The organism is Polyangium jinanense, assembly GCF_028435265.1.
GTDB lineage: Bacteria > Myxococcota_A > Polyangia > Polyangiales > Polyangiaceae > Polyangium > Polyangium jinanense.
Genome location: NZ_JAGTJK010000050.1, coordinates 1 through 16,412, shown reverse-complemented (window position 1 = coordinate 16,412; position 16,412 = coordinate 1). Strand labels below are relative to the sequence as shown.

Below are 16,412 nucleotides of genomic sequence, written 5' to 3'. Positions count from 1 at the left end.
ACGCTCTCACCATCGACCTCGTCGGACGCCGCGATTGTCCTTGACCGCACGCGAGGCCCTCTGGCATGGACGATCCATTCCCGTGCCACTCGACGCCCGCCTGCCACTCGCCGCGTTGTTCGTCGCCTGCACCGCTTGTAATGGCGCGCCGCCCGCGCCAGCCTCGCCCCCGCCGGCCGTCCCGATTGCGACGGCCATGGCTCTTGCCGAGCCTCCCGCCCCCTCCGCCGAGGCTCCGGCTTCGAGCGTACCGCCGCCTGCCGAGCCGCCGCCCTACCCGGAGGCGTGGATCCGCGAAGCCGAAACCACGAATCAATCGCTGAGCTGCCTGGAGGTCATCTACAAGCAGGGCTGCTCGAGTACACGTGTCGGCTCGGTGACGGTGGCGGTCACGCTCGCGCCCGACGGGAAGGTCATGCGATTGGATCAGGTCGACAACACGGTGGAAAACGAGCCGGAGGTCGTGTGGCGCTGCCTCGTGCGAAAGCTCCCGATGTGGAAGCTGCACGCGCCGGAGGGCACGTCGCCGACGTTCCGGCTGACGCTGCATTTCCACGACAAGTGCTGAAGGCGCTCCTCGCGCTCGGCCTGGGTACAATCTCGGCGTGCAGCGCCCGCTCTGCCGGCTCGCCGACCATCACGATATCGCCGCCCGTCTCCTCGCAAGCGGCCTCGGACGCGAGCGTGAGTCGGGCGGAGGTGAAGCCTGGGACGCAGTTATGGACACTGTCGTTCGACGCCTCCATAGGCACCCCGTCGCACGCCGCAGCGGACGCGGACGGCAATGTGCTGTGGACCTATCCGCTCTCCGGTTCGGTAAACCTCCCGACGGGTGTCATCTCCACGGATGTTTTCGACGTGCTCGTCGGAAAGGTCTCACGTCAAGGCACCTTGCTCTGGGCGCGGCCGCTCGACCTGCCATCGCACGAAGTACGCGCCCTCGCCGTCGACGCGGCAGGAGGGCTCGTGCTCGCCGGCATGTTCACCGCGGGGCGCGCGCAGGGCAAAACCGATCAAGGCGGCTTCGTCCTGCGCCTCTTCCCCGACGGCCGGATGGACTGGAAACTCGCATTCGACGGCAGCGTGGTGCCGGACAACCTCGGTATCGATGCGCGCGGCGAGGTCACCCTGACCGGCGGAATGCAGGAGACCGTCGATTTCGGCGGCGGGCCCCTCACGAGCCCCTTCTCCCGGAACAGCACGTCGTACACGTGGTTTCTCGCCCGATTCGGACGCGACGGCAGGCACGTCTGGAGCACGAAGACCGATTTCAACCGATTCCCGGCGCACGCCTTCCTGTCCGATGGCTCGATCGTGCTCGCGCCCGACGCGGCCGCCCCGATGACGCTCTTCGGCGCCCCCCTCGACGCCGGTCCGCACCTCGTCCGCGTCGACGCCGACGGGAAGGTCGCCTCCAGCCGACCGCTTTTGGTCAGTGCGACCAAGCTTGCCGCGTCGGGCAACCGCGTATGTGCGCTCGCCTGGGACCCACCGCTCACCGGACCCGGTTACGCGGGCCAGCCATCGTCACGTCTCGCGCTGCAGTGCTTCAATGCTCGAGGCGCGCTGGTCTTCGACCGCACGCTGAGCGACCCCAAAAATCCCCAGGCGCGCGACAAACACATCTCCGTGCACGATATGGTGCTCGACCCTTCGGGGTTCGTCTCCATCACCGGCTCGACGGTGGGCGATGCGCCGCTCGACGCCTTCACCCTGACGGGCGGGCAATTCATTGCAGGCTTCGCCGCCGATGGGAAAATACGCTTCGCCACACAGGCGCCTTGCCCAGGGAGCTTCGGGCTGGGCCCCGATGCGGTGCTCTTCGGGTGGTGCGACGACGAACGCGGTCGCGCGCGGCGCGACGGCAGCACCGTCATCCTCACGCGTTATGCGCGTTGAGGAACGCCCGCCGCGGGACGCATGCCATGGCTCGCTCGGCAGGTCAGCGACGCCGTCCGCTGGGCTCCGTCTGGTCGGCGTGTACGCGGCCGACGGGCTCGACGTGCTCGCCTCCCGGTGAATGCGGAGGGGGCGGGGTGGGCTCGGCTTCCAGCTCTGCCTCGCGCAAGGAGGGGCCCTCGGCTGGAGAGCCGATCGACGCCCATCCTTGCTCGCGCACCTCGGTCTCGTCGGCCGAGAGCTCGTGGTAATGCTGGTGGCTGAAGACGGTCTGGCCGGACGGTTTCTGTGGTTTCTGCGGGTCCATATCGGAGAGCCCCCTGGTGCCTCGAGGGCCTCGCGTCGAGCCCCGCCAGAGCGCTCCTGCGTGGCCGGGCGGAGGAGGCTGGTTCGCGCTATCTTTTCCGCATGTCTCGCGCCGCCCGCCTGCTCGATCTCCTGGAGCTCCTGCGCCGCCACCGCGCGCCGATCCCGGGCCCGGCGCTGGCGGAAGAGCTCGGCATTTCCATTCGCACGCTTTATCGCGACATCGCGACGCTGCAGGCGCAGGGTGCCGATATTCAGGGCGAACCCGGCCTCGGGTACGTACTGCGCCCCGGCTTCACCCTCCCGCCGCTGATGTTTTCGGCCGACGAGCTCGAGGCCCTGGTGCTCGGCTCGCGCTGGGTCGCGGTGCGGGGCGATGCGCGGCTCGCGGCTGCGGCGGGGAATGCCGTGGCGAAGCTCCGCGCCGTGCTGCCGGACGACCTCCGCGCGAACGTCGATACCGCGACACTCACCGTGCCGATGTTCCGCAGCGAGCCGGTCGCCATCGACGCCTCGGTGATTCGCGCCGCGATCCGCAAGGAGCACAGGCTCGTCATCACGTACCAGGACCAGAATGGCGAAAGCACGACCCGCACGATCTGGCCCCTCTTGATCGGCTTCTTCGACAAGGTGCAGGTGCTCGCCGCCTGGTGCGAGCTCAGGCAGGACTATCGTGCCTTCCGTGTCGACCGCATCCGATCGGTCGAACCGAAGGACGAGCGTTATCCGCGCCGCCGTACCGTGCTCGTCCAGGAATGGCGGGCCAGGCAGGTCGCGCTCGCTCCTGCCGGAAACTGACAGTCGCAAGGCGCACACCATCCGCGTCCACCTGATGGAGATGCTGATGCGTACCCTCAACTACCTGCTGCTTGCCGTCCGTGATCCGCTCCGAAGCGCCGAGCTGTATTCGAAGCTCCTCGGCTCGGAGCCGGTCGAAACATCAAAGACGTTCGTGCTCTACGTGCTGCCAACCGGCCTGAAAATCGGCCTCTGGCTCGCCGGCGAAGTCGAGCCGGCCCCGAAGCCCGCCGGCGGCATCGAGATCTCGTTCCGCGAACCGAGCAAGGACGCCGTCCTCGCGACCTATTCCGAGTGGACCAAGCTCGGGCTCACGGTGGTGCAGGAGCCGACCGACATGGATTTCGGCTTCACGTTCGTAGTCGAGGACCCGGACGGGCACCGCCTCCGCCCGTTCGTCCTCGCCGCGAATCCGCGGTAGTGTTATCCTCCACCAATGCGCGCCACGATCCTTTCGCTACTTGGCCTCGTATTCGTCCTCGGTTGTTCGTCCGGTCAGGGCACCGGTTCCCCGCCGGGTGCAACGACTGCATCTTCCGGCTCAGGCTCGGGGGGTGGAGGAAGCGGCGGCGCGGGGACTGGCGGCGCGGGTGGAGAAGGCGGCCTCAATTTCACGACCTCCAGCGGCACCGGCGGCGATCCCGGCGAAGAGTGTTTGAGCACCCTGACCATGCGGGTGCGCGACTTCTCCGAGAGCCACCCTGACTTCCAGTGGAGCGACCATCCCAATTTTGGTGACGTCGTCGGTGTTCGCCCGGGCATCCTGGCCGCCGAGCTGGCCGAGCAGCCTGACGGCAGCTTCAAGCCGGTGTACGTCGCCGGGAACGAGGTCAGCCCCGATGGCCCGAACTACGCGCCCTTCACCGGTGCCGCCCATTTCGACGCGTGGTACCGGGACACGCCCGGCGAAAACTTTGCCACGAACGTGCAGATCCCGCTCACGGGCAATGGCACCACGCTCGTCTACGACGATGCCAATTTTCATCCGATCGACGCGACGTTCGGCTTCGGAGCCGAAGGTTTCGAGCTGAATGGCATGCCGAACAACTGGCACTTCACCACCGAAGCGCTCGTCTCCTTCCGTTACAAGGGCGGGGAAGTGTTCACGTTCCGCGGCGACGACGACATCTGGGTGTTCATCAATCACCGCCTCGCCATCGACCTCGGCGGCATCCACGGTCCCGAACTGGGCACTGTCGATATCGATCAGCGCGCCTCGGATCTCGGCCTCGTCGTCGGCGGCGTGTACGATCTGCAAGTCTTCCACGCCGAGCGGAATTACTCGGGCTCGAATTACCGGTTCGAGACGAGCAACTTCTGCTTCTTGCCGGTGGATCCGCCCAAGTAGCGCTCCGCTCCATGACGATCATGAGATAGTCGCCACGGTTTCTTGCCGCATTCCGAAAGGGATCCAGCGTTCGACAACGAACGGCGCCTCCCCCTCGCGGGCGATGAGCGCGACCGCATGAACCTTGAATGCAATCGGCATCCAGGTGGACTCGACCTCCCCGAGAAAGCGCGCAAGCTCCCCGTCGCCATTTGCCTGGCCGACGCTGAGATGCGGCTTGAATCCGCCCGCCGGACGGGCGGTATCATCACAATCGGGGACCACCTGCACCAGCGCGGCATGGAGCGCGAGGATCGGCTCGTGCGGCTCGGGATCGAGCCAAACCGTGAAGCGACCGCGACCGTGCTGGAAGTGCCCGAAATGCCGGAGCGTCAAGGTGAACGGTGAAACCTCGGCGCAGGCCGCGGCGAGCGCAGGCGCGAGGGCGTCGAACTCGACACGGGGTCGAAACGGATAAAGCAGCGTGACGTGCGGCATCCACCGTCCGATCTTACGGTCGTGAACCTTCCGGATCGCCTGGATCGGCTCCCAGCTCTCCGGGGGTGGAACGAGGACGGCAGCCGTCCAGTGCGTCTTCATGGTCGGGAAACGTTCAACGCGCGTACCCGTCGTCGTGAGCCAGCCGAAAGCCCGTCTCCACCAGACCCGGCTCGTTCCCCGGGACAAAACTCCTCTCGAGGAACCGGACCTCGCCCATTTTCGAAAACGTCACCACCGAGCTCGATCGCGTCCCATAAAAGGGAGGCGTCCTCGCATCCGAGATGAACAGCGGCGCGAGCATACGCTCCATCTCGAGCCCCACGCCCGTATCCGGAAGCTCCGCGTCCGGGGCTCCCTGCTCCGAATGCAGCATCTGGAAAAACCTTTCCGCCTCCGGGAGCGGACGCTCCCCGACGAGCTTCGTGAAGGCGCCCTTGCCCTGCACGAGCTTCGGCCAGGGCGTGTCCAGAAGGTGATTGCTGAGCCCGTACACGCCGGGCGCAAGGCGGCGCGACTCGCCCGTCTGGCTCGCGAAATAGGCCGCCTCGCCCCGCGTGCCCACGATCAGGTTGAACCCGTTGTATTCACGGGCGTGCGGCCGCAGGCTCTCCGTGTATTCATGCGGCGAGCCCTCGCCCAGGAGATACGCAACCACGAGCGCCCCGCGCGATTTCGCGTCCGCGTGATGAGCCGCAGGGTCCCGGAAGTTCGTGATCGCCGCGAAGCGCCCGGACCTCGTCACGCCGAGCCAGGTCCCGCCGCTCTGCAGGTCGCGACCCGCGAGGATCTCGGGATGCTCGTCCCAGAAATGCGTTTCGCGCGTCGGACGGGCGAACACCTCGTCGCGGTTCGCCGCCAGCACCACGTCGAAATCGGGATGGACCCCGAAGCCCAGGAACAGAACGCACATACGCGCGAGTCTAGCCGGTCGCAGGCGGATCCGACATCAGCAACGTCTCGAGCACGTCGGTCAGCTCGGCCACGCGGACCGGTTTGGTCAGGTACCGGAAGAACCCGGCTTGCTCGGCCCGCTTCTTGTCCCGATCCATCGCCGCTGCGCTCAGCGCGATGACCGGGATCGCTCGCGGCCTCCGCGATGGCGCGCGCCTGCCTGAGCTCGTCCTCGCGCTGCACCTCGTCCGTCACGTCCCAGATCGTCGTGACGATGCCGCCCTCGGCCGTTCTCTGATCGCGGATGCGCAAGGAGATCCTGCGCGTCCTCCGAAGCGAGCTTCGCTGCGGCCTCGATCTCCCTGCGCTCGCGAATGTCGCGGATCGCGGCGGAGACCACGATGCCCCGCGGGGAAGAGCTCCTCGGTCTGGGCGTTCACGAACTCGATGAGCCCATGCTCGTCCACGATGACCATGGCGTCGGGCGCGGTCTCGAAGAGCTGCCGAAACCGCGCATCGATGGGTTCGTCCTGGCCACCGTCATGCGTCATGACGCACGCATATCATGGCCCCCGGCGCCTCGCATCAGCGCTCCCGCAGCTCGTCCCCAAACCGCTCCAGGAACTCGTCATACGTCCCATTGAAGAGCCGCGGACCTTTGCGGGACAGCGCGAGCACGCGCGTCCCGAGCTTGCCGATGAAATGCCGATCGTGGCTCGTCACCACGACGGTCCCCTTGAATGCGATCAGCGCCTGCAGGAGCGCGTCGATGCTCTCCACGTCGAGGTGGTTCGTCGGCTCGTCCAGCACCACCACGTTGTTCTTGAGCAGGATGAGCTTCGCCAGGACCAGCCGCGCCGCTTCCCCGCCCGACAGGCTCTCCGTCTTCTTGAGCCCCGCTTCTCCGCTGAAAAGCAGCTTCCCCAGCACCGAACGCACGTCTTCGAGCTGCGCGTCCGGATCGAAGCGGTGCAGCCATTCGTACGCGGAGAACCCGGATTCGAGCGCCTCGTGATGATCCTGCGCGAAATACCCCACGTTCGTATCGTGGCCCCACACGACGGTCCCCGCGTCCGGCGCGTGCTCCGCGACGAGCAGCTTGAGCAGCGTCGACTTGCCGATGCCGCTCGGCCCGATCACCGCGAGTTTGTCCCCGCGATTCAGGTTCAGACCGAGCCCCTCGATCACCTGCAGATCGCCGAAGCTCTTCGCCAGGCCCTCCACGCGCAGCACGTCGCGGCCGGACGGTTTTTCGATGTCGAACTTGATGTACGGCCGCACCACGCTCGATCGACGCACCTGGATGCTGTTTTCGAGCTTCTCCATCTCCTTCACGCGCGACTGCGCCTGGCTCGACCGGCTGGCGCTCGCGCCGAAGCGGGCCACGAAGTCCTTGAGCTCCGCGATCTTCTTCTTCTTCTGGGCCGCGTCGGCCTCCGATTGACGCCGCCCGGTCGTCTTCTGCTCGATGAAATCGTCGTAGTCGCCCGTGTACACGGTGACCGTCTGGTAATCGACGTCGGCGACGTGCGTGGCGATCGCGTTCATGAAATGCCGATCGTGGCTCACGACGAGCAGCGTCCCGCGGAAGTCGTGCGTCAGGTACGATTCGAGCCAGCGAATGGAGTCGAGGTCGAGGTGGTTCGTCGGCTCGTCGAGGAGCAGGACGTCGGCGCCCGCAAACAGAGTCTGCGCGATGAGCACACGCAGCTTGTACCCGCCCGCCAGCGTGCTGACGGTATCGAGGTGCCGGGACGACGGGATTCCGAGGCCTTCCAGGATCTCCGCCGCGCGGGCCTCGGCGGTGTAGCCATCTTCCTCGCCGATCGTCCCTTCGAGCTCGGCGAGGCGCATGCCGACCTCGTCGTCCATCTCGCCTGCGAGCAGCCGTTCCTTCTCTTGCGTGGCGTCCCAGAGGATGCGGTTGCCCATGAGCACGGCGTCGAGGATGCGGACGGACTCGTACGCGAAGTGGTCCTGCGAGAGCACGCCGACCTTGAGCTTGCCCGGGATCTCGACCGAGCCTTGATCCGACTCGTGCTCGCCCGAGATGACCTTGAGCAGCGTGGATTTTCCCGCGCCGTTGGCCCCGACGAGCGCGTACCGCTTGCCCGGATCGAACCGCATCGAGACATTTTCGAAGAGAATTTTCGGGCCGAAGCGCTTGGAGAGCTTGTCGAGCGTGATCATCGCGGCGCCCGACCTAGCACGTGTTCCGGACGTTTGCCGCAGCCAACGAGAGGATGGGGGAGGAACGTAGCCGGCGGACGTGGGCCGCAGTACGGGCTCAGCCGGGCGGCAGGGCGGTCAGGGTTTGGAGAAATTTCTCGCGATCATAACCGGTGATAATCCACACGCCCGAGCCCGGCGACAATCGCGAGCCCCATGCGCCTTTCTCGCGATAGAGCTCGACCTCGGCCCACGCGCCGATCGAGGGATCGATCGCGCAGCACGCCGCCAATGGATCATGAAACGCCTTGCCGCCCATGGCCTCCGGCGCCGACTCTTCAATCTCGGGCGCCGACGGAGGAACGGTCCTCTTCGCCTGCTTCTTCTCCAGATACACGTCCATGCCCTCCCAGATCAGGCGAAGGGACAGGCTCTTGTCTTTCAAGGTCCCGATCCGATCGTGCATCTCGTGGTCGTAGATCACGCCATGACAAACGTTCTTCGAGACGAACCTGCGGCTTCCGATGCCGGGGTATCGGAGCGCCTCCAGCGCCGACTTCGGATCCCCATTGAGGTTGTAGGTCGGACAGGTGACCATCCCGCGAAACTTGGGGAGCTGGCGCTCCGACGGGACGACGCCCTCGCCGGCAAAACCTCCTTGCACGACGAGGCGGCCCACCTGGAAGCCGGGGAGCTTCATGGCGCCGCCCAGGTTCTTGAGCGGGGCGCCCGTGATCAGGGTGGTCTTTGCATCACAGACCGCGCGCAAGACCTCGGGGCCCGGCGCGGCATCGCGCGAGGGCGGGATCTCGCCATAGGCCTTGTAATGCCACGAGGAGACGCACACGCCTCGCGGCCCGTGCCGCCCCTCCCCCGGGCCCGTGCCCTCCCGGACCGATTTGGGCTGATGGTCGAGATTGAACGCGCCCACCGGGATGTCCCTGCCAAACCACCCGAGAGCCTTTCGCACCACGCCGACCTGGTCGGGTGTGCCCGGGGTGATGGTCACTGCCTTGAGGTTGACCTCGGGATGGCCGAGCAGGAAGAGCAGCGTGATGAAATCATCCGGATCGCCGGTCTCCATGTCCCATACGACGTCGAGCATGTTGCCTCCGCTTCTGCGGGGTGTCTTGGTTGGTTCCAATCCGTTTGCTTCAAGCGCGGCGGCGCCGACGCGCGACGATGAGCGCGGCGAGGCCGAGCGCGGTGAGACCGAACGTGGACGGTTTTTCGGAGCCGATCATTCTGCAGCCGCAGTCACTTTCGGCGCTGGGCTCGCTGCCGCCGCTTCCGCCGACGCCTCCGCTTCCGCCCGCGCCTCCGCTTCCGCCGACGCCTCCGCTTCCGCCCGCGCCTCCGCTTCCGCCAGCTCCTCCGCTTCCGCCAGCGCCTCCGCTTCCGCCAGCGCCTCCGCTTCCGCCAGTGCCTCCATTGCCGCCTCCGCCTCCGCTTCCGTCGACGCAGACGCCAGCCTCACACGAGCCGCCGGGGCAACTCGAACCGTCGGGCGTGAACCCGTCCGCCGGGCAATCGATCGCATCTCCCGGGCAAACCTCAAGGGCATCGCAGGGGCCGTCCGTCGGACGGCAAACGACATCGGTACCCGCGAATGCATCGTCGGGACAAACAATGGTCGTCCCATTGCACGTCTCATCCAGATCACACGGGCCTGCGGCAAAGCGGCACGTTGCGCCGGCGGGCGCGATGGCATCCGCAGGGCAGTTCGCCGATTGCCCGCTGCATGCCTCGTCCAGGTCGCAACCGGCCGCCGCGGGGCGGCAAATCGAGCCGGCCGCCGCGAGCGCATCGTCGGGGCACGCCATGCTCATGCCGTCACACGCCTCCGCGACGTCGCACTCCCCGGCGGCCGCGCGGCATTCGATGCCGGCGGCGCGGGGCGCGCATACGCCGTCGGCCGTGGAGCCGGCGGCCACGCTGCAGGCGCGACAATCGCTGGGATCGTCATCACACGCCGCGTCGCAGCAGACGGAATCGGCGCAGAAGCCACTTTGGCATTGTGCGGCAGCGGAACAGGGCGTACCGTTCGGCAGGAGCACGACCGGGAAGACGTACGCGGCGCCGGACGACGTGCCGAAGATCTGGGCGCCAGACGCACCGGCCACGATCGTGTTTCCATCGATGGCCACCGCACCCCCGAGATCGTCGTTCTGGGCGCCATTCTTCGCGACGAGCTTCGTCTGCTCGGTCCACACGGACCCGGTCCGCTTGAAAACGTAGGCCGAGCCGGCTGATGACTTCGCCCCGACGTCGCTGTAACGCGCGCCAATGACGATGGTGTCGCCCTGAATGGCGACGGCCGCGCCGAAATGATCATCCGCATTCCCATCGCTCGCGACGAGCTTCGCTTCCTGCTGCCACATGCCGCCCACCTTGCGGAAGACGTAGGCGGCTCCGGAATCGAACCCCTTGTCGTCGTTCCGGAGCTCGCCGACGACGACCGTGTCGCCGGAGATGGCCACGGCATACCCGAATTCGTCGCCAGCGCCCGGAACACCCGCGAGGACCTTTGCTTCCTGCGTCCAGACGCCGCCGCTCCGCGTGAAGATGTAGGCCGAGCCGCACGGCGGATTCGTGGCAATCGCATTGTCGTAAGGCGCGCCCACCACGGCGACGTCTCCGTCGATCGCGCTTGCCAGTCCAAATTGGTCGCTTACAGCGCCGTCAGCCGCGAGGAGCTTCGCCTCCTGCGTCCACGTCCCGGCATTGCGGACGAACACGTACGCCGAGCCGGAGGTCCCGCCCTTGTCGTCGTCGAAGTATGCCCCGATGATCGCGGTATTCCCCGAGAGATCGATCGAGCGGCCGAAGTTGTCACCCGCGGCGCCGTCGTCTGGCGAGAGTTTGGCCTCCTGGGTCCACGTGTCGCCATTCCGGACGAATACGAGCGCCGAGCCCGAATCCGTCCCCTTTTCGTCATCGAGATTGGCACCCCCGACGAGAATATCGCCCGAAACGGCAACGGACGCGCCGAACCAATCACCGGCCACCGCGTCGGGCATCACGAGCTTCGCCTGCTGCGTCCAGACCCCGCCCCCGCCGGTGAACACGTACGCCGCGCCGAGCGGCGAGTTTCCCGGCCCGTCGCCGGAGGCGCCCACAACGATCGTATTGCCCGAGACGTCGACCGCCGTGCCGAAATAGTCGTACGACGCGCCCGTGGCGGGGATGAGCTTCGCGATATCGTTCGTGATCGTCGGATCGACGACGACGGGATACACCGCGCCCGACGTATCCACGTGAATCGAGAGCCGCTCCTCCCCCTCGATCTTCGAGAGCCGGATCGGCAGGTCCCGGCCGCGCGCATCGAAGGCGTACAGATCACGATACGCGAGCCGCGCCGTTCCCTCGGCGTCGTGCAACGTCGCGCCGCGGCCCGAGGGCCAGACACGCGCGTCGAGCCCGCCGCGCAGCTCGACGTCGATCACGACGTCCCGGGCGCCTGCGCAATCGGGCGCCGAATCGAGCGTGAAACCCTGCTCGATGCCGCGGGTATCGCTCACATACCATTCGACGAGCCCCGGCCCCCCGCCCTGCTGCGCTCGCCTGTACTCGACGCGGCCCGCCTCCGCGACCGGCGCGGGCTTCGAGAGCGGCCGGAGATCGTCTCCACATCCGAGCCGGCTCGCCTCGAACACAGCCTTTTGCGCAAGCCCACGCGCCTCGACCGCGGCGCCGGACGCCGTGAACGTCGCCTCGACGGAGGCATTTGGGTTTGTCGAGGCGAGCACGAGCCCCGCCCCATTCGTGGCCCCGTCCGAAGGGGACGTCGAGGGGGTACACGCCGCGATACACCCCGAGAGAGTCAGCGTCCCCAAACGCAGCGACGTAGAAATCACAGTGAAACGATTTCTCATGAACGGACGTCAACAGAGTGACGGAGCACTGTCAAGCGCGTGAGGCGCCTCATGCGCGGCGATATCTTGCGCCCGCGCGCCCGTTCAGTTCTGGCCCCAGCGACGCGGGCGGTTGAAGCGGAAGAAACCGCCCTCCTCTTCGGCGGCGATGACCTCGGCCTCGTCGCCGAAGTACCGCCGCCGGAGGTCCGCGAGCTTCTGCTCGAGCTCCTTGCCGCTGTAGGCCTCGGTCAGCGCCTTTCGCTCGGCCATGTATTTCTTTCCGTTCTCCCAGCGCGCGTCGCGGTCGTGGTCGAGCGAATCCCAGCGCGCGAGCGCCGCGTCGTCGAGACCCATTCCCTTGCGAATCTCGCGCAGGCTCTCGGACCGCGCCGCGGCGGACATCGCGTCGAGCTCGGCCTGCACCGATTCGAGCGAGAGGAAGCGGTTCATCACCTCGTGCCGATGCTTCTCGAGGTAGGTGTCGTATTGCTCCTCGTAGATCTCTTCGAGGCGCTCCGTGTACGTCGTGAGCTTGTCGCCGAGGCTCTTTCCTTGCAGGCCGTCGATTTCCTTCAGCGTGTCCGTGACGGCCTGGTTCTTCTGCTCCGAGGCCCAGATCTCGTCGGCTGCCTCCTCGCCGAACAGACGATTGCGCTCCTCCCGGATCGCCGCCCGGCGCTCCTCGGGATCGAGCCCGTCGAGGCGGGCGTGGTTTTCATTGATCCAGCGCTCGTAGTCCAGGCGCTTGTCGAGGTTTTTCGCGATCTCGTCGTACCGATCGGGGAAAGCCGCGCGCACTGCCGCGAGCAGCGCCTCCCGCCAATGCTGCGGGTCCAGCTTCTGGAAATGGCGCATGAGCGCCTCGATGAGCTTGATCTGGACGTACGGATTGCGGATGTTCGCCCCGTAACGCGAGCGCAAACGCGCGACGAGCTCGGCATCCGCCGTCGGAACGGCGGACACGCTCGGCTGCGCGGCACGCGGCGGCGCGGGGAGAACGGCGCCCGCGGCCTCCTCGGGGGTCGCCGCGGCCGTGCCCACGGGCTCCTGGATCTTCTCCGGACGCAGCGCGAAATAGAGCGAAAGGACGAGCAGCGGCGCGCCGATCGCGAGGAGGGTCTTCCGCTTTTTCATGGCCGCCGCTTCTCAGTCGTAATACGCCATGTACTCGAAGATCGCCGCGTAGAACTCCATCTCGTCGAACGTGTCGGGGCCGATGCCGACGACGTCGAGGTGATCCTGGTCGATGACGCTCGACATCGAGCTCATCTGCGTCGAGGTCGGCGCATTCAGATCCCCCACGTACCCCGGGCCCGCGTCGTTCGAGATCGAGTCGAGGGCAAGGAGCGTCTCGGAGTATTTGAGCCGGTGGCCCATCTGCTGCGAGTTGACGCCCACGAGCCCGTCGTCGTCCCGCTCGTTACACGTGCCGTCGCCCATGCCGCTCGCGCCGTCGTTGTCGCAATCGCCGGAACAATAGCCGTCGCCGTCGATGTCGTAGAAGAGCTCGCTCAGGAGGAAGAGCGCCGGGTTCACGTTGACCCCGTTCTGCGCCGTCATGAGCGATCCGTAACGAAACGCGTATTTCGAGTCGACCGGATAGAGGGCGTTGAACGCCTTCATTCCCGTGGTGACTCCGTCGCTTCCGGAGTAGTCGTTGTACACGAGCTGCTTGGCGCCCGCATACCCGTCATTCCCCGGCTCGTAGATGGTGTCGCCATAATAACTTGCCAGCGCGGAGATCACGCTCGTCACACCCGGGCGCAAATCGAGGATGTACTTGGCCACCGGCGAGCCGCGGTGGGGCGAGGAGATGCTGATGAGCACGCGCACCTTGGCGGTGCCGTATCGCTCGTAGAGAACGCGCGCCGCCTTGCGAATGTCGATGCCGCCCTGCGAGTGGCCGACGAGGTTCACCTTCGAGGCGCCCGAGGTCGCGAGGAACCCCTCGATGTCGTCGGCGAGGTCGAGCCCGCGCACCTCCGAGGTCTGAAACGCCGGCACCTGCGCCGCGTAGGCCTTCTGGCCCGCGTCGATGTCGCCATTGCAGTAGACTTCGAGAAGTTCATTGCAGGCGTCGCCGACGAAGGTGCCGTAGTCGTCGCCCCAGTAATCGTACCCGAGCAGGTCATCGAATCCGCCCATGCCGTGCGCGAACACGACGGGATAGGTCGTCTTCGGGGCGGCCGCCGAGGCCGCGCCCGCGCTGCCCGCGAGGATGGATAGCGATGCCAACAGAGCGAGCGGCAGTCTACGCATCGACAACTCCTTGACGGCGAGGGGCGGCGCCTGCCGGCCCGGGAGCCCGAGGAGAACCGATTTCCCTACCAAGTGTCAAGCACGAAAGCGTCGTTCGTGAACACCAGAAAAGTTCATCGCCCGCGCTTCGACGACGCCCTTCGCGCCCGCAAAAAGTCCACGAATACCTTGAGTTTGAGCGGCATCTGCGAGCGGCTCGGATAATACAGGTGGAATCCGGGAAACGGCACGCAGAACGCTTCCAGCACCCGTGTGAGCCTCCCCTCCCGGAGCTCGTCCCGCACGTAATCCTCCATCACGTACGCGAGGCCGAGCCCATCGAGCGCCGCACGGACCATCAGCGCAGCGTCGTTCGCCGTCACCCGGCCCTCCACCGCGATCTCGAACTCCTTGCCCTCTTCGTCGAACTCCCACTTGTAGATCACGCCGCTCGTGGGCTGCCGGTACAGAATGCAATCGTGACGATGGAGCTCCCGCGGATGCTTCGGCACCCCGTGCGCCACGAAATACGCCGGCGCGCCCACCACGGCCATGCGCAGGTCGGGGCCGATCCGCACCGCGACCATTTCCTTGTCGAGCGTCTCTCCCAGACGAATGCCCGCGTCGAAGCCGCTCTCCACGAGGTTCGCCAGCGCGTCGTCGATCCCCACCTCGACGCGTATTTCCGGATAGGCAGCGAGGAACGACGCGAGCACGGGCTCGATGACCATTTCAGCGGCGATCCGGGGCACGTTGAGGCGGAGCGTCCCGGCGGGGCGATCACGAAACTCGTTCAAGCCCTCGATCGCCGCGCCCACGTCATCGATCGCCGGTCGCACCCGCTCGAAGAAACGCTGCCCCGCCTCCGTGAGGCCGACGCTCCTCGTCGTGCGCTGCAGGAGACGCACGCCGAGACGCTCTTCGAGTTGCCGAAGCTTTTGGCTCACCGCCGACGGCGTCACACCGAGCTCCGCGCCCGCCGCGGTAAAACTCCGCTTTTCGGCCACCGTGAGGAAGGCGAGCAGCCCATCGAGATGATCATCCCGCACTTGTTAGAGTTCCTAAAGAGTGTTTGCAGACATCTCATGTTTCGCGATTGAATGCAAGGTCGTACGTTCCTCCTCGAAGGCGGCGCCGAGCGGGCCCGCGGGAGGAGAGCATCATGAGCACGACGAGCAGCACCCCGAAGGGCGAGTTCACGAGCAAGGGCCGGGTCTGGTTCATCACGGGAACGTCCTCCGGGTTCGGCCGGAGCCTCGCCGAGGAGGCGCTGCGCCGCGGCGAACGGGTGGTCGCGACCGCACGAAACCCGGAGACCCTCACGGACCTCGTTCAGAAGGCCCCGGACCGCGTGCTCGCGTTGCGCCTCGATGTCGGGCGCCCCGAGGACATCGGGCCCGCGATCGAGGCTGCCCTCGCGCGTTTCGGCGCGATCGACGTGCTCGTGAACAATGCAGGGTATGGCGTGGTCGGCGCGGTCGAGGAGACCTCGGACGCCGAGCTGCGCGCGCAATTCGAGGTGAACTTCTTCGGGGCCATCGCGCTCACGCGGGCCGCGCTTTCGGGCATGCGCGCGCGACGCTCGGGCGCCATCGTGCAGATTTCGAGCTTCGGCGGGCAACTCTCGGTCGCGGGCTTCGGCGCGTATTCGGCCACGAAATTCGCGCTGGAGGGAATGTCCGAGGCCCTCGCCGCCGAGGTCGCCCCGCTCGGCATTCGCGTGCTCATCGTGGAGCCCGGCGCATTCCGCACCCGCTTCGGCGGCAGCGCGCTCCGTCGTATGCCGACGATCGACGATTACGCCACGACCGTAGGCCCCACCCGCGCCTTCGCCGCCGGCATGGACGGCACGCAGGAAGGTGATCCGGCGAAAGCGGCCGCGGCCATCATCGATACCCTCGACCGCGCGGATGCGCCCTTGCGGCTTCCTCTCGGCGCCGACGCGGTCCAGGCCCTGCGGACGAGCCTGGCCCGCAAGACCGAGGAGCTCGAGACATGGGCTCCCGTCGCGCGCTCGATGGCATTCACGACGACGTGATGCCAATCGTGGCAGCATAGCCGACCCCGAGGCAGCGTGATACATGACCGCGACGTGAAGCTCGTTCTGCCGCGGTTCGATCGCGAGGGCGCCGTCCTCCTCGTCGTGACGACGATTCTCGCGCTCGCCTACGGCATCACGCACGACCACCTGACCGCGACGCTCTCACCGGAGTATTTCCTCTTCGGCAAAGATCTCGCGAGCGATCCACGCCCGTTCCGGTGGGCTGTGACCCTGCTCGGGGCGAAGGCGTCCTGGCCGCTAGTACATCATCCCCAAAGTTCGTAGTCGTTCCCATCCCTCCGCGCCCTCCTCTTTGGGTTCGTCCGAGAGCAACGGGGGTTCGTCATGGAAACATCCTTCCCTGTTGTTCTGTTCAGGGGCACAT

At 66.7% G+C, this 16,412-nt stretch carries 18 protein-coding genes; 7 read left to right on the top strand and 11 right to left on the bottom strand.

What is annotated here, in order from left to right; genetic code table 11:
- Nucleotides 1–82: 82 nt before the first annotated feature.
- On the top strand, nucleotides 83–568 hold the full coding sequence (locus tag KEG38_RS44465) for a hypothetical protein (RefSeq protein WP_272426830.1): 486 nt from the start codon (nucleotides 83–85) through the stop codon (nucleotides 566–568).
- Nucleotides 562–1,899 (top strand): hypothetical protein, encoded by a 1,338-nt coding sequence (locus KEG38_RS44460; protein WP_272426829.1) that lies wholly within the window; start codon nucleotides 562–564, stop codon nucleotides 1,897–1,899. The genes KEG38_RS44465 and KEG38_RS44460 overlap by 7 nt, the downstream gene beginning before the upstream one ends.
- Before the next feature lie 43 nt (nucleotides 1,900–1,942).
- Here the strand turns inward: KEG38_RS44460 and KEG38_RS44455 are convergent, their stop codons facing one another.
- Nucleotides 1,943–2,206 carry a hypothetical protein gene (locus tag KEG38_RS44455; protein WP_272426828.1) on the bottom strand — a complete coding sequence of 88 codons (264 nt, stop codon included), beginning with the start codon at nucleotides 2,204–2,206 and terminating at the stop codon, nucleotides 1,943–1,945.
- Between the two features lie 101 nt (nucleotides 2,207–2,307).
- Between KEG38_RS44455 and KEG38_RS44450 the strand changes: the two genes are divergently transcribed.
- The 3 genes from KEG38_RS44450 to KEG38_RS44440 are packed head-to-tail and all read left to right on the top strand — an operon-like array spanning nucleotide 2,308 to nucleotide 4,351.
- Nucleotides 2,308–3,003 (top strand): helix-turn-helix transcriptional regulator, encoded by a 696-nt coding sequence (locus KEG38_RS44450; protein ID WP_272426827.1) that lies wholly within the window; start codon nucleotides 2,308–2,310, stop codon nucleotides 3,001–3,003.
- Nucleotides 3,004–3,049: 46 nt separating this feature from the next.
- Nucleotides 3,050–3,424, top strand: a complete 375-nt coding sequence (locus tag KEG38_RS44445; RefSeq protein ID WP_272426826.1) for a VOC family protein — start codon at nucleotides 3,050–3,052, stop codon at nucleotides 3,422–3,424.
- Nucleotides 3,425–3,439: 15 nt separating this feature from the next.
- Nucleotides 3,440–4,351, top strand: coding sequence for a fibro-slime domain-containing protein (locus KEG38_RS44440; protein WP_272426825.1), 912 nt, complete (start codon nucleotides 3,440–3,442; stop codon nucleotides 4,349–4,351).
- A gap of 18 nt (nucleotides 4,352–4,369) precedes the next feature.
- Here KEG38_RS44440 and KEG38_RS44435 read toward each other — a convergent pair whose 3' ends face one another.
- The 10 genes from KEG38_RS44435 to KEG38_RS44395 all read right to left on the bottom strand — a co-directional run bounded on the left by KEG38_RS44435 (nucleotide 4,370) and on the right by KEG38_RS44395 (nucleotide 15,035).
- Nucleotides 4,370–4,930 (bottom strand): 2'-5' RNA ligase family protein, encoded by a 561-nt coding sequence (locus KEG38_RS44435; RefSeq protein ID WP_272426824.1) that lies wholly within the window; start codon nucleotides 4,928–4,930, stop codon nucleotides 4,370–4,372.
- 13 nt (nucleotides 4,931–4,943) lie between these two features.
- Nucleotides 4,944–5,741, bottom strand: a complete 798-nt coding sequence (locus tag KEG38_RS44430) for an NRDE family protein (RefSeq protein ID WP_272426823.1) — start codon at nucleotides 5,739–5,741, stop codon at nucleotides 4,944–4,946.
- 10 nt (nucleotides 5,742–5,751) lie between these two features.
- Nucleotides 5,752–5,880, bottom strand: a complete 129-nt coding sequence (locus KEG38_RS44425) for a hybrid sensor histidine kinase/response regulator (RefSeq protein WP_272426822.1) — start codon at nucleotides 5,878–5,880, stop codon at nucleotides 5,752–5,754.
- Nucleotides 5,881–5,973: 93 nt separating this feature from the next.
- Nucleotides 5,974–6,273 carry a PAS domain-containing protein gene (locus KEG38_RS56265; protein WP_372518239.1) on the bottom strand — a complete coding sequence of 100 codons (300 nt, stop codon included), beginning with the start codon at nucleotides 6,271–6,273 and terminating at the stop codon, nucleotides 5,974–5,976.
- Between the two features lie 34 nt (nucleotides 6,274–6,307).
- On the bottom strand, nucleotides 6,308–7,912 hold the full coding sequence (locus KEG38_RS44420; protein WP_272426821.1) for an ABC-F family ATP-binding cassette domain-containing protein: 1,605 nt from the start codon (nucleotides 7,910–7,912) through the stop codon (nucleotides 6,308–6,310).
- 97 nt (nucleotides 7,913–8,009) lie between these two features.
- Complete coding sequence (locus KEG38_RS44415; RefSeq protein WP_272426820.1) at nucleotides 8,010–8,996, bottom strand: nucleoside hydrolase; 987 nt, start codon at nucleotides 8,994–8,996, stop codon at nucleotides 8,010–8,012.
- Between the two features lie 49 nt (nucleotides 8,997–9,045).
- The gene (locus tag KEG38_RS44410) at nucleotides 9,046–11,727 is read right to left on the bottom strand and encodes a hypothetical protein (RefSeq protein WP_272426819.1); all 2,682 of its coding nucleotides are present in this window, start codon (nucleotides 11,725–11,727) and stop codon (nucleotides 9,046–9,048) included.
- Between the two features lie 123 nt (nucleotides 11,728–11,850).
- Nucleotides 11,851–12,882 (bottom strand): lipase secretion chaperone, encoded by a 1,032-nt coding sequence (locus KEG38_RS44405; protein WP_272426818.1) that lies wholly within the window; start codon nucleotides 12,880–12,882, stop codon nucleotides 11,851–11,853.
- Nucleotides 12,883–12,894: 12 nt separating this feature from the next.
- Nucleotides 12,895–14,007 (bottom strand): esterase/lipase family protein, encoded by a 1,113-nt coding sequence (locus KEG38_RS44400; protein ID WP_272426817.1) that lies wholly within the window; start codon nucleotides 14,005–14,007, stop codon nucleotides 12,895–12,897.
- Between the two features lie 113 nt (nucleotides 14,008–14,120).
- On the bottom strand, nucleotides 14,121–15,035 hold the full coding sequence (locus tag KEG38_RS44395; protein WP_272426816.1) for a LysR family transcriptional regulator: 915 nt from the start codon (nucleotides 15,033–15,035) through the stop codon (nucleotides 14,121–14,123).
- 113 nt (nucleotides 15,036–15,148) lie between these two features.
- On the opposite strand from KEG38_RS44395, the gene KEG38_RS44390 reads away from it, so the two are divergent.
- Nucleotides 15,149–16,024 carry an oxidoreductase gene (locus tag KEG38_RS44390; RefSeq protein WP_272426815.1) on the top strand — a complete coding sequence of 292 codons (876 nt, stop codon included), beginning with the start codon at nucleotides 15,149–15,151 and terminating at the stop codon, nucleotides 16,022–16,024.
- 54 nt (nucleotides 16,025–16,078) lie between these two features.
- Nucleotides 16,079–16,312, top strand: coding sequence for a hypothetical protein (locus KEG38_RS44385; protein WP_272426814.1), 234 nt, complete (start codon nucleotides 16,079–16,081; stop codon nucleotides 16,310–16,312).
- Nucleotides 16,313–16,412: the final 100 nt, after the last annotated feature.